This window comes from Actinomadura montaniterrae, assembly GCF_008923365.1.
In the GTDB taxonomy this organism is placed as follows: domain Bacteria; phylum Actinomycetota; class Actinomycetes; order Streptosporangiales; family Streptosporangiaceae; genus Spirillospora; species Spirillospora montaniterrae.
In genome coordinates this window covers 1-12,872 of the sequence record NZ_WBMR01000045.1, presented here as the reverse complement: position 1 = coordinate 12,872, position 12,872 = coordinate 1, and the positions used below count along the sequence as shown (strand labels likewise).

General features: G+C 73.6%; 9 protein-coding genes. 6 read left to right on the top strand and 3 right to left on the bottom strand.

The window, feature by feature from the left end:
* Positions 1-42 precede the first annotated feature (42 nt).
* Positions 43-1,164 carry a 5-methyltetrahydropteroyltriglutamate--homocysteine S-methyltransferase gene (locus F9B16_RS17825; RefSeq protein WP_151541211.1) on the top strand — a complete coding sequence of 374 codons (1,122 nt, stop codon included), beginning with the start codon at positions 43-45 and terminating at the stop codon, positions 1,162-1,164.
* A gap of 17 nt (positions 1,165-1,181) precedes the next feature.
* On the opposite strand, the gene F9B16_RS17820 is transcribed toward F9B16_RS17825, so the two are convergent.
* Positions 1,182-1,844 (bottom strand): GntR family transcriptional regulator, encoded by a 663-nt coding sequence (locus tag F9B16_RS17820; RefSeq protein ID WP_151541210.1) that lies wholly within the window; start codon positions 1,842-1,844, stop codon positions 1,182-1,184.
* Between the two features lie 66 nt (positions 1,845-1,910).
* On the opposite strand from F9B16_RS17820, the gene F9B16_RS17815 reads away from it, so the two are divergent.
* The gene (locus F9B16_RS17815) at positions 1,911-3,098 is read left to right on the top strand and encodes an acyl-CoA dehydrogenase family protein (RefSeq protein ID WP_151541209.1); all 1,188 of its coding nucleotides are present in this window, start codon (positions 1,911-1,913) and stop codon (positions 3,096-3,098) included.
* 19 nt (positions 3,099-3,117) lie between these two features.
* Here the strand turns inward: F9B16_RS17815 and polA are convergent, their stop codons facing one another.
* On the bottom strand, positions 3,118-5,748 hold the full coding sequence (gene polA / locus F9B16_RS17810; RefSeq protein ID WP_151541208.1) for a DNA polymerase I: 2,631 nt from the start codon (positions 5,746-5,748) through the stop codon (positions 3,118-3,120).
* 61 nt (positions 5,749-5,809) lie between these two features.
* On the opposite strand from polA, the gene F9B16_RS17805 reads away from it, so the two are divergent.
* From F9B16_RS17805 to F9B16_RS17795, 3 genes are all read left to right on the top strand, one after another.
* Positions 5,810-6,652 (top strand): LLM class F420-dependent oxidoreductase, encoded by an 843-nt coding sequence (locus F9B16_RS17805; protein ID WP_151541207.1) that lies wholly within the window; start codon positions 5,810-5,812, stop codon positions 6,650-6,652.
* 125 nt (positions 6,653-6,777) lie between these two features.
* A complete protein-coding gene (locus F9B16_RS17800; RefSeq protein WP_151541206.1) occupies positions 6,778-8,064 on the top strand; it encodes a PP2C family protein-serine/threonine phosphatase in 1,287 nt (428 codons plus the stop codon).
* Positions 8,065-8,104: 40 nt separating this feature from the next.
* Complete coding sequence (locus F9B16_RS17795; RefSeq protein ID WP_151541205.1) at positions 8,105-9,025, top strand: SAM-dependent methyltransferase; 921 nt, start codon at positions 8,105-8,107, stop codon at positions 9,023-9,025.
* Here the strand turns inward: F9B16_RS17795 and F9B16_RS17790 are convergent.
* Positions 9,015-10,526 carry a M20/M25/M40 family metallo-hydrolase gene (locus F9B16_RS17790; RefSeq protein ID WP_151541204.1) on the bottom strand — a complete coding sequence of 504 codons (1,512 nt, stop codon included), beginning with the start codon at positions 10,524-10,526 and terminating at the stop codon, positions 9,015-9,017. The two genes, F9B16_RS17795 and F9B16_RS17790, sit on opposite strands and share 11 nt — an antisense overlap.
* A gap of 282 nt (positions 10,527-10,808) precedes the next feature.
* Here F9B16_RS17790 and F9B16_RS17785 point away from each other — a divergent pair.
* On the top strand, positions 10,809-12,872 hold a 2,064-nt coding region (locus F9B16_RS17785), incomplete at its 3' end, for a sensor histidine kinase (RefSeq protein WP_151541203.1).

Below are 12,872 nucleotides of genomic sequence, written 5' to 3'. Positions count from 1 at the left end.
TGGAGCCCGTTCCGGCAGCACCGTCTCGGTCAGGGAGCCGCCATGTCCCCGCGAACCCGCCCGCCCTTCCGCGCCGACCACGTCGGGAGCCTGCTCCGCCCGGCCGACCTGCTGGCCGCGCGCGACGACCACGCCAAGGGCCGCATCGACGGCCGGCGCCTCGCCGAGGTGGAGGACGCCGCGATCCGCGACGCGGTCGCGATGCAGCGCCAGGCCGGCCTGCGGACCGCCACCGACGGCGAGTTCCGCCGCACGTCCTGGCACATGGACTTCATCTACCGGCTCGGCGGGATCAGCCCCGCGGACGAGCAGATCAAGGTCAGGTTCCGCAACGAGTCCGGCGACCTGGAGTTCAGCACCGCCGCGCTGCGCGTGCACGACCGGGTCCGCCTCGACGAGACGATCTTCGCCGACCACTTCCGCTTCCTGCGCGACGCGGCGGGCGACGGCGCCACGCCGAAGCTGACGATCCCGTCGCCGAACATGGTCCACTACCGCGGCGGGCCCGCGGCGATCGACCCGGAGGTGTACCCGGACATCGAGGAGTTCTGGTCCGACCTGGCCGCCGCGTACGCCGAGCAGGTGCGGCGGATCGCCGCTCTCGGCTGCCGGTACCTGCAGCTCGACGACACGAGCCTCGCCTACCTCAACGACCCGAAGCAGCGCGCGATGATCGCCGAGCGCGGCGACGACCCCGACCACCTCCACCTGCGCTACATCCGGCAGATCAACGCGGCGCTGGCGGGCCGTCCCGCGGACCTCGCCGTCACCACGCACATGTGCCGGGGCAACTTCCGCTCGTCGTGGACGGCCGAGGGCGGCTACGACTTCGTCGCCGAGGCGCTGTTCTCCGAGCTGGACGTGGACGGGTTCTTCCTGGAGTACGACGACCCGCGCTCCGGCGGCTTCGAGCCGCTGCGGTTCGTCCCGCCCGGCAAGACGGTCGTGCTGGGGCTGGTCACGACCAAGCGCGGCGAGCTGGAGTCGAAGGACGAGCTGAAGCGCCGGATCGACGAGGCGGCCCGGTTCGTCCCGCTGGAGCAGATCTGCCTGTCGCCGCAGTGCGGGTTCTCCTCGACCGTCGAGGGGAACGTGCTCACGGCGGACCAGCAGTTCGCCAAGCTGCGGCTGATCGCGGAGACCGCCGAGGAGGTCTGGGGCTGAGCCCTCGGGCCCGGGGGCTAGGCGGGCTCGGGCATGAGGCGTTCGAGGGCCGTGACCGCGTGCGCGCGGTGTACGTCGAGGACGCGGACGGCCTCGTCGGCGTCCCCGGCGCGCAGCGCGGCGAGGGCGGCGCGGTGCTCGCCGATGACGCGTTCGCGGTTGACGTTCTCGCCGTAGTAGATGGAGCGGTAGGCGTCGGTGGCGTCCCACAGCGTGCGGATGAGCCGGACGAGGCGCGGCATGCCGGCGCATTCGTAGAGCGCCATGTGGAACGCCCGGTTCGCCGCCGCCATCGCGAGGACGTCACCGGCCTGCGCGGCGCGTTCCACCTCGTCCTCGGCGCGGTCGAGTGCGGCGAGGTCGGCGGCGGTGACCCGGGCGGCGGCGCGGCGGACGGCCTCCTCTTCCAGGAGGGTGCGGATCCGGTACACCTCGCGCAGGTCGTCCAGGGACAGCTCCTCGACGTAGTAGCCGCGGTGCGCGCGGTAGGTGACCAGGCCCTCGCCCTGCAGGGTCTTGAGCGCCTCGCGCAGCGGGACGCGGCTGACGCCGAACTCCTCGGCCACCACGTCCTGCCGGATCGGCGCGCCCGGGCGGAGCCGGCCGCTGGTGATGGCGCGGCGCAGCTCGTCGAGGACGAACTGCTGGGCCGTCGGCGGCCGCCGGTGCTGCACGGTCATCGGGTCACCATCTCACGCGGAGGGCACTGGATCACGGATATTGGATCCAATACTAGACTTCCGCGCATGACGACCTCACCGCGCGACCGGACCGTCCACCCCACCGCCCTGTTCGGCATCGACGGGCTCCTCAGCGACGAGGAGCGCGAGATCCGCGCCACCGTCCGCAGGCTCTGCGACAAGGAACTGCGCCCCCACCTGCCCGAGTGGTTCGACAAGGGCGGCATCCCGGCACGGGAGCTGGCCAGGCAGTTCGGGTCCATCGGCGTGCTGGGCATGCACCTGGAGGGGTACGGCTGCGCCGGGATGGGCGCGGTCTCCTACGGCCTGGCCTGCCTGGAACTGGAGGCCGCCGACTCCGGGCTGCGCAGCCTGGTGTCGGTGCAGGGCTCTCTCGCCATGTTCGCGATCTGGAAGCACGGCAGCGAGGAGCAGAAGCAGCAGTGGCTGCCGGCGATGGCGCGCGGCGAGGCGATCGGCTGCTTCGGCCTCACCGAGCCCGACTTCGGCTCCGACCCGGCCGGGATGCGGACCCGCGCCCGCCGCGACGGCGCCGACTGGGTCCTGTCCGGCACCAAGATGTGGATCACCAACGGGTCGGTCGCGGACGTCGCGGTCGTGTGGGCCCGCACCGACGACGGGATCCGCGGCTTCCTCGTCCCCGCGGGCACCCCCGGCTTCCAGGCCCGCGACATCGAGCGCAAGCTGTCGCTGCGCGCCAGCGTGACCAGCGAGCTGGTGCTGGACGAGGTGCGGCTGCCCGCCGGCGCGATGCTGCCGGAGGCGCGCGGCCTGTCCGGGCCGCTGAGCTGCCTGAACGAGGCGCGCTTCGGGATCGTGTTCGGCGCGATCGGCGCCGCCCTGGACTGCCTGGAGACCACCATCGACTACGTCGGCGAGCGGCGGGTGTTCGACCGCCCCCTCGCCTCGTACCAGCTCACCCAGCAGAAGCTGGCCGACATGACGCTGGAGGCGGGCAAGGGCCTGCTGCTGGCGATCCACCTCGGCCGCCTCAAGGAGGCCGGCACGATCACCCCCGAGCAGGTCAGCGTCGGCAAGCTCAACAACGTCCGCGAGGCCATCGACATCGCCCGCACCTGCCGCACCCTGCTGGGCGCCAACGGCATCACGCTCGAATACCCCGTCATCCGGCACGCCGCCAACCTGGAGTCGGTGCTCACCTACGAGGGCACCTCCGAGGTCCACTCGCTGGTCATCGGCCGCGCCCTCACCGGCGCGTCCGCCTTCCAGTAGCGGCGGTCGCGGGAGCCGGTCAGTGGGCGGCGGCGGCCCAGTCGGGGCCGGCGCCGATCGCCACGTCCAGGCCGACCGTGAGCGGGTACGCGGTGGTCATCCGCTCGCGCACGAGGTCGCGGACGGCCTCGTGCTCGCCCGGCGCGACCTCCAGGACGATCTCGTCGTGCACCTGCAGCAGCAGCCGGCTGCGCGCCCCGGCGGCGGTGAGCGCCGCGTCCACCCGCAGCATCGCGATCTTGACGATGTCGGCGGCGGAGCCCTGCACCGGCGCGTTCAGCGCCATCCGCTCCGCGGTCTCGCGGCGCTGCCTGTTGTCGCTGGTCAGGTGCGGCAGGTAGCGGCGGCGGCCGAGGAGCGTGCTGGTGTGGCCGGTGACGCGGGCCGCCGCGACGACCTCCTCCAGGTAGTCGCGGACGCCGCCGAGCCGCTCGAAGTAGGCGTCCATCAACGGGCGCGCCTCCGCCATCGGGATGCCGAGCTGCTTGGCGAGCCCGAACGCCGACAGCCCGTACGCCAGCCCGTACGACATCGCCTTGATCTTGCGGCGCATGTCCGGGGTCACCGCGTCCGGGGCGACCTGGAAGACCCGCGCCGCCATCGTGCTGTGCAGGTCCTCGCCGGACGCGAACGCGGCGAGCAGCGTGGGGTCCTGCGACAGGTGCGCCATGACGCGCAGTTCGAGCTGCCCGTAGTCGGCGGTCAGCAGCGCGTCGAACCCCTCGCCGGGCCGGAACGCGCGGCGGATCCGCAGCCCCTCCTCGGTGCGGACGGGGATGACCTGCAGGTTCGGCTCGGTGGAGGTGAGCCGCCCGGTCGCCGCGACGGTCTGCTGGAAGGTGGTGTGGACGCGCCCGTCCGCGCCGACCTCCCGGACGAGCCCGGCGACCGTCGCGCGCAGCCGGGCGAGGTCGCGGTGGCGCAGCAGGATCTGCGGGAGGCCGTTGTCGGTCTGCGTCGCCAGCCAGGTCAGCGCGTCGAGGTCGGTGGAGTACCCCGACTTGATCTTCTTGGTCTTCGGCAGCCCCAGCTCGCCGAACAGCACCTCCTGGAGCTGCTTGGTGGAGCCGGGGTTGAAGGGGTGCCCGGCGATCTCGGCGGCGTCGGCGGCGGCGCGCTCCATCCCGCCGGCGAAGTGCCGCTCCAGCTCGTGCAGCAGGCCGGCGTCCACGGCGACGCCGGTGCGCTCGGCGCGGGCGAGCAGGCCGGACAGCGGCAGCTCGACGTCCCTGAGCAGCTCGTCCATCCCGGTGGACGCGAGGTCGGGGGCGAGCCGCCCGGCCAGGTCGAGGACGGCGCCGGCCTGCAGCATCAGCCCGTCCGGGCCGTCCTCGGGCGGGCGGCGGCCGAGGTAGCGGGCCGCGACGTCCGCGACCCCGTACGCGGCGAGGCCGGGCAGCAGCAGGTAGGCGGCCATGGCCGTGTCCGTCGTGACGCCGGCGAGCCGCAGGCCGCGCTCGGGCAGCACGCGCAGCAGCGCCTTGACGTCGTGCACCGCCTTGGGACGGTCCGGGTCGGCGAGCCACTCCGCGAACGCGGCCTCGTCGTCGGCGGTGAGGGCGGACGGCTCGAACGCGGCGGCGAACCCGTCGGGCGTGGCGAGCGCGATCCGCGCGATGTCGCCGGACCCGCGCGCCCACGTGCAGTCGGCGGCGAGCCCGACCAGCCCCGTCGCCTTCGCGGCGAGCCACGGCGCCAGCTCGTCCGGGCCGAGCTCGTGCCCGCGCAGCACGGGCCCGGCGGGCTCCGCCGGGCGGCCGCCGCCGGGGTCCGCGGCGAACAGGCGCTGCCGCAGGCTCGCGTTGCGGAACTCCAGGTCGTCCAGGAGCGAGGTGAAGGCGGCGATGTCGTAGGGGCGGCGCCGCAGGCCGGCGACGTCCACGGGAAGGTCGACGTCGCGGACCAGCTCGGTCAGCCGCCGGTTCAGCCGGACGGTGTCGAGCGCGGCGCGCAGCCGCTCCCCCGCCTTGCCCTTCACCTCGTCCGCGTGCTCCAGCAGCGCGGCGAGCGACCCGTACTCGCGGATCCACTTCGCGGCCGTCTTCTCGCCGATGCCGGGGATGCTCGGCAGGTTGTCGGACGGGTCGCCGCGCAGCGCCGCGAAGTCGGGGTACTGCGCGGGCGTCAGCCCGTACTTCGCCTCGACCGCCTCCGGCGTGTACCGGATCATCTCCGACGCCGTCCGGTAGAAGTACAGGACGGTCACGTGGTCGGAGACGAGCTGCAGCGCGTCGCGGTCGCCGGTGACCACGAGGACGTCGAGGCCGTCCGCGACGGCCCTCGTCGCGAGGGTCGCGATGACGTCGTCCGCCTCGTAGCCGGGCGCCCGCAGCACGGGCACGTTCATCGCGCCGAGCAGGTCGTCGAGGATCTCCAGCTGACTGCCGAACTCCCCGGGCGAGCGCGACCGGGTCGCCTTGTAGTCGGGGAACGCCTCGGTGCGGAACGTGCGGCGCGAGACGTCGAACGCGACCGCGAGATGCGTCGGCTGCTCGTCGCGCAGCGCGTTGGCCAGCATGTTCGCGAACCCGTAGACCGCGTTGGTGGGCTGGCCCGACGTCGTGGCGAAGTTCTCGACCGGCAGGGCGTAGAACGCCCGGTAGGCCAGCGAGTGGCCGTCCAGGAGCAGCAGGCGGCGCCGGTCGGTCATGGTCTCATCCTCGCAGCCGCGGGTAGTGGGCACGCGAAGGCACCTGCCGTTGGAGGGGGACATGGCGGAGATCAACACGGGGCGCGTCGGCATCTGGCGCCTCTGGAGCGACCTGAGTCCGGAACTGGCCGGCGAGGTGGAGCGGCTCGGCTACGGGACGATCTGGCTCGGCGGTTCGCCGCCCGGCGACCTCGGCATCGCCGAGCGGCTGCTGGCCGCGACCGACCGGATCATGGTCGCGACCGGCATCGTGAACATGTGGGCGACGCCGGCGGAGGAGGCCGCCGCGTCCTACCACCGGCTGAACGCCGCGCACGGCGGCCGGTTCCTGCTCGGCGCGGGCATCGGGCACCGCGAGGCCACGCAGGAGTACCGCAGGCCCTTCGAGAAGATCGTCGACTATCTCGACCGGCTGGACGCCCGGGAGGTCCCGGTGTCGGGGCGGGTGCTGGCGGCGCTCGGGCCGCGGGTGCTGCGGCTGTCGGCCGAGCGGGCGGCCGGGGCCCACCCGTACCTGACCACGCCGGAGCACACCCGCCGGGCCCGCGCCGAGCTCGGCGAGTGGCCGCTGCTCGCACCGGAGCAGAAGGTCATCGTCGACACCGACGCGGGCCGCGCCCGCGCGCTGGCCCGGGCGAACCTGTCCGGGACGTACCTGAAGATGCGCAACTACGTCGCGAACCTGGAGCGGCTCGGGTTCACCGCCGCGGACTTCGCCGGCGACGGCAGCGACGCGCTCATCGACGCGCTGGTCGCGCACGGGGACGCCGCGGCGGCGGCCGCGCGGGTGACCGAGCACCTCGACGCGGGCGCCGACCATGTCGCGGTCCAGGTGCTGACCGGCTCCGGCCAGGACCCGCTGCCCGCGCTGCGCGCCGTCGCGGAGGCCCTGGACCTGGGCTGAGCGGCCGAAGCGGAGGGGGCTTCCGGAAACGCTTGCGGTGTCCGCGACGGCGCGGAATGATCATGTCTGCACGATTCAGCGCCCCTCGTCACGATTCACCCGAGCGCCCGCAGGAGGCGTAGGACGTGAACGCCGACTCCGAGGCCGCCGGGCTCCGGCTGCTGAGCGCCGCGAGCATGCGGATGGCCGGCGTGCTGGACATGGAGCGGGTCGCGCGGCACCTGGTCGCGGTCGCGCTCGGCGGGTTCGCCGACACGGTCGGGGTGTACGTCGCCGAGCAGCTGATCGTCGGCGACGAGCCGCCCCGCCCGCCCGGCGCCGGGGCGGTGGAGGCGCGCCGGATCGCGGTCGGCGCGACCGGCGCCGACCTGGAGCCGCTGTTCCCGGCCGGGGAGATGGTGGTGTTCGCGGCGGGCAGCGCCTACGCCGCCTGCCTCGCCGACGGGACGCCGCAGCGGTTCGGGGAGCTGGACCGGCACTTCGTCCTCAAGCCGCGGGTGCCGCCGCCGCGCCCGGCCCGCGAGCGGCTCGCCGATCTGTCGGACTTCCTGCTCGTCCCGCTGCGGACCGGGGAGGCCGTGCTCGGGCTCGTGGCGTTCGCGCGCGGGTCCGCGGCGGGCCCGTTCACCGACGCCGAGGCCGCGCTGGCCGGCGAGCTGGCCGCCCTCACCGCCCGATGCCTGGACGGCGCGCGCCGCTACCAGCGCGAGCACGCGGCGGCGCGCGCGCTGCAGGCGGGACTGCTGCCGCTGCCGCCGGGCGCCGTCCCGGGCGTGCGGGTGGCACACCGGTCCGTGCCCGCCGGGCGCGCCAACCTCGTCGGCGGCGACTGGTGCGACATCATCCCGCTGCCCGCCGGGCGGATCGCGCTCGTCATCGGCGACGCGATGGGGCACGGGTCGGCCGCCGCCGCTGCCATGGTGCAGTTGCGCGCCGCCGCGCGCACACTGGCGATGCTCGGCAAGGACCCGGCGCAGATCCTCGCCTGGCTGGACCGCATCGCCCCGGACATCGGGCCCGTCCAGTTCGCGACCTGCGCGTGCGCCGTCCTGGACCCCGCAGCCGGCACCGCCGAGATCTCCCGCGCCGGGCATCCCCCGCCGATCCTGGTGCACCCGGACGGCGGCTGCGACGTCCTCGACCTTCCACCCGGCCTCCCGCTCGGCCTGGACGGCGCCGACTACGAGAACATCCGGGTGGCCGTCCCCGACGGCTCCACCCTCGCGCTGTACACCGACGGGCTGATCGAGACCCGCGCCCGCGACCTGGAGGCCGGGATCGCCGCGCTGCGGTCCGCGCTCGCGGGCGGCGCGGCCCGGCTGGAGGACGCCTGCGCCGACGTCGTGGCGAAGCTGGCCGCCCCGCCCAACGACGACGACGTCACCGTGATGCTCGTCCGCACCGGCACCTGACCGGCGCGGGCGCGCCGACCGCACAACGAGAGGGGACCCGTTGAACGACCCGGACTGGGCGAGCGGCATCGACCCGAACCAGGCGAGCGTCGCGCGCGTCTACGACTACCTGCTCGGCGGCGCGCACAACTTCTCCGCCGACCGCGACATCGCCCGGACGCTGGAGGCGATCGAGCCGCGGGCCCGCGCGATCGCGGCGGCGAACCGGGCGTTCCTCGTGCGGGCGGTCCGGTACCTCGCCGCGGAGGCGGGGATCCGGCAGTTCCTCGACATCGGCTCCGGCATCCCGACGCAGGGCAACGTGCACGAGATCGTCCACCGGGTGGACCCGGCGGCGCGCGTCGTCTACGTCGACCGCGACCCGGTGGCGGTCGCGCACAGCACCGCGCTGCTCGGCGGCGAGCCGAACGCCGCGGTCATCCAGGCGGACCTGACGCGCCCGGCGGACGTCCTCGGCCACCCGACCGTCCGCAAGATGATCGACTTCGACGAGCCGGTGGGGCTGCTGCTGGTCGCCGTCCTGCACTTCGTCACCGACGAGCAGGACCCGGCCGGCATCCTGGCCGAGCTGACCGCGCCGCTGGCGTCCGGCAGCCACCTGGCCGTCAGCCACGGCACGCACAGGCGGGAGACCGGCGAGGCGGTCGCGAAGGTGTACCGGCGGGCCGTCGCGCAGGGCGAGCCGACGCTGCGCACCGCCGAGGAGATCGGCGCCTTCTTCACCGGCTTCGACCTGGTCGACCCCGGCCTGGTACACGGGCCGCTGTGGCGTCCCGGCTCGCCGGACGAGGTGCCCGACGACCCGTCGGGCTTCTGGTTCCTGGCCGGCGTCGCCCGCCGGCCCTGCCCGCCGCCCGCGCCGCCGGGGTCGCGGCGCGGCGTCCGATCGCTCGCGGCGCGCCGTCCCATGAGACGTCCATGGGGACGGCGCGCCGCGGCTCGGCGTGGCGTCAGCGCGTGAGGTAGGAGCCGACGCGGGCGGGCGGGACCTTCTTCGCGAGCGCGTTCTTGCGCGCCAGGGCGTTGCCGTTGACCGTGAGCGTGCTGTGCGCGAACAACTCGGTGACCGCCGCGGTGGCGTCGATCATCTGGTCGAAGCCCTGCAGGTTCACGTTGTCGTAGCGGTCGCAGGCGGAGTGGTAGCAGGGGTCGTAGGCGACGCCGGCGGTGCCGCCGTACACCTTCGCCTGCTCCTCGGTCTTGATCTTCTCGGCGCCGGTGAAGATGCCGCCGGCCGGGATGCCCGCGGTGATGAAGGCGTTGTAGTCCGAGCGGCCGTCGAACGCGGTCGGGTCGGTGGCGAGATGGCGTCCGCCGAAGTAGTCGTTGAACGCCTTCTCGATCGCGCCGGTGCCGGGCGGAGTGTCGACGTTGTTGCCGCCCTCGCTGTTGTCCCCGTCGTAGACGAACCGGACGTAGTTCGGCGAGGCGAGCATGTCGAAGTCGAGCATCAGCGCGATCTTGTCGCGCTCCGCCTGCGGCAGGTTGTCGACGTAGTACTGGGAGCCGAGCAGGCCCTCCTCCTCGGCGCCCCAGAAGGCGAACCGCACCTGGTTGCGGACCTTCTTGCCGAGCTTGTGGATCTGCTTGGCCATCTCCAGCAGCGTCGCGGTGCCGGAGCCGTCGTCGTTGATGCCGGGCCCGGCGACGACGCTGTCGTTGTGCGCGCCGACCACCACGACGTTGTCGGCGCGGCCGCGCGGGGTGTCGGCGATGACGTTGGCCGCCTCGCGCTTCTGGTTCGTGGTGTCGGTCTTGACGTGCAGCGTCACGCCGCCGTTCTGCGCCTGCTTGACGAGGTCGGTGCCGACCGCGTTCGTCGGGCCGACGACGGGGACCGAGTGCGGCGTGGTGAGCGTGCCCGCGACCGGGCCCGGCTGACCGGGCAGCTGGTAGATGACGACGGCGCTCGCGCCCGCGGCGATGGCGTTGCCGGCCTTGACGGAGAAGAAGCAGCCGCCGCGCTGGATCAGCGCGATGTTCCCCTTCGGGAAGCCGGTGAAGTCGCCGGCCTCGCAGCCGCTGCCGGTCCCGGTCGCGCCGGGGTCGACGGCCGTCGCGGCGGCGGTGACGTCGCCGGACCCGGAGTACTGGAGCGTCGCGAAGTCGGTCTCGGGGGTGTAGGCCTTCGGCGTGGGAGCGGTCTCGGCGAACGTCGCGGGGGCGTTCTCCTGCCAGAAGTCGAAGGTGAAGTTCTGGACCGTCGGCTTGTAGCCGTACCGCTTCAGCTGGTCGGCGACGTACTTGATGGTGATCTTGTTGCCGTCGAGGCCGGCGGCCCGGTTCCCGCCGTTCGCGTCCGCGATCCTCTGCAGGTCGAGCTGGTGCCCGCGGACGGCCTTGAGCGTGACGAGCGAGGCGAGCCGTGACCGGTCCGGTCCGGCGGCCTGGGCGTCGGCCGCCGCCACCGCGGTGGCGGCGAGCGACAGCCCCAGGAGGGAGGCGAGCGCGGCTCTGCGCATGACCGTGTCTCCGTTGCGTGGGGGACAAATTCCACGAAGCGTGACATGTGGGCTTACCGCCAACAAGATCTAGAGTTGCCAATCCGCGGCGGTAGCCGGATGCGGCCAGCGCCGCCCGGACGTCCCCGTTTCCGCCCTGATGTCGAGGTCACCGCGCGTGCGCGTCCGATAAATAGCAGTTGATACCCCTGGTCAGCGATAAATCCGACTCAGTATGCTGCGGGCCTTTGCAGCTCGGCGACGGAGCCGGCTCCGCAACGCACACACACAGGGAGTGAACCGGTGACGCGACCCGACCAGGCGCCCGCGCCGCCGCGGCGTCCGCGCATCCGGACCGGCCGGGCGCGCACCCGCAGCATCAGGCGCCGGATCGCGCTGCTGCTGGCGGTCCCGCTGGCCTCGCTGCTGGTCCTGTGGCTCGTCCCGACCGGTGTCACGCTGTCGAACGCGCTCGAGCGGTACGACTTCGCGACCGTCTACGACAAGGTCGGCCTGCCCGCCACGACCGTCATCGAGGCGATGCAGCAGGAACGTTCCGCCGCCGTCGCGTCGCTGTCCCACCCGAAGGCCGCGAACGAGACGCGGTTCAAGGAGCAGGCCGGACGGACGGACGCGATGGTGACCGCGTTCCGCAAGTCGGCCTTCTCCTCCGACGCCACGGGCGCGATGGACGACGCCGTCGAGCGGCGCGTCCACACCCTCAGCGGCGCGTTCGACGGGCTGGAGTCGCTGCGCGCGCAGATCCGCATCGACGGCACCACCCCGCTCGGCGCGATCGGCGGCTACAGCAAGATCATCGACGGCACGATCCGGGTGCTCACCACGCTGGTCAGCGTCAACGCCGTCCCGGTGTACCAGCAGACCAACGCGCTGCTGGACAACTACTGGGCGCGCGAGTTCATGCTGCGCGAGGCCGACCTCGTGTCCGGGCTGCGGAGCGGCACGCTGGGCTCGGACGAGCGGACCACGTTCGCCGGGTGGGCCAGCACCCGCAACCAGTTCTTCGAGCTCGGCCGCGCCGCCGGGAACGGCAAGATCTCCGCGATCATGGACGACCTGGCGAACTCGTCGCAGTACACCGCCTACACGGCGCTGGAGAACGCGGTGGTGAACAACGGGTTCGCCCCGTCCCAGCGCGAGTGGCGCACCACGATCGCGGCGCTGTCGCCGGTGTGGCTGCAGGCCGCGGCGAAGGCCGGCGACCAGGTGAGCAACAAGGACGTCAAGCCCGCCGGCCGCCGCATCATGCTCGGCTTCTACCTGATCGGCGGGCTCGGGCTGCTGGCCGTCGCCGCCTCGGTGGTGCTGTCGCTGCTGTTCGCCCACCGCATCACCGAGGAGCTGCGGCACCTGCAGCGGACCGCGCAGGAGCTCGCGCACGAGCGGCTGCCGCGGGTCGTGGCGCGGCTGCGCCGCGGCGACACCGTCGACGTCGAGGCGGAGGCGCCGCCGCCGGTCATCGGCGGCACCCGGGAGATCGCGCTCGTCGGCGAGGCGTTCGGCGCCGTCCAGCGGACCGCGGTGAGCACCGCGGTCGGCGAGGCCGACCTGCGCGCGAGCATCAACCGGGTGTTCGTGAACCTGTCGTGGCGGAGCCAGTCGCTGCTGCACCGGCAGCTGCGGCTGCTGGACCAGATGGAGCGCCGCGCCGCCAGCCCCGAGGAGCTGGACGACCTGTTCCGGCTGGACCACCTCACCACCCGCATGCGCCGGCACGCCGAGGGCCTGGTCATCCTGTCCGGGTCGCCGACCGTCCGCGCCTGGGACCACCCCGTGTCCGCCGAGGACGTCATCCGCGCGGCGATCGCCGAGGTCGAGGACTACACCCGGGTCGAGGTGACCGGCGCGTCGTCGGCCGCGGTGACCGGCACCGTCGTCGCCGACGTGATCCACCTGCTCGCCGAGCTGATCGAGAACGCCGCGTCGTTCTCCCCGCCGACCACCGAGGTCACCGTCAAGCTCGACACGGTCGCCAACGGGCTGGCCGTCGAGATCGTCGACCGCGGCGTCGGGCTCGACCCGGACGAGCGCGACGAGCTGAACCGGCGGCTGTCCAGCACCGTGGAGTTCGACCTCGTCGACACCGAGCGGCTCGGGCTGTTCGTCGTGGCGCGGCTCGCCGACCGGCACGGCATCAGCGTGTCGCTGCAGCCGTCCCCGTACGGCGGGACGAGCGCGATCGTGCTGGTCCCGCACTCGCTGGTCGTGCTGGACGAGCCGCGCGAGCTGATGAGCGGCGCCGAGCCGCCGCTGGTCGCGCACCCGGTCGGGTCCGCCACGGGGGCGCCGCGCGGGCTGGCCCGCCCGGCGCGTCCCGCGCTGGCGGGCCCGGCGTACGCGGCGCCC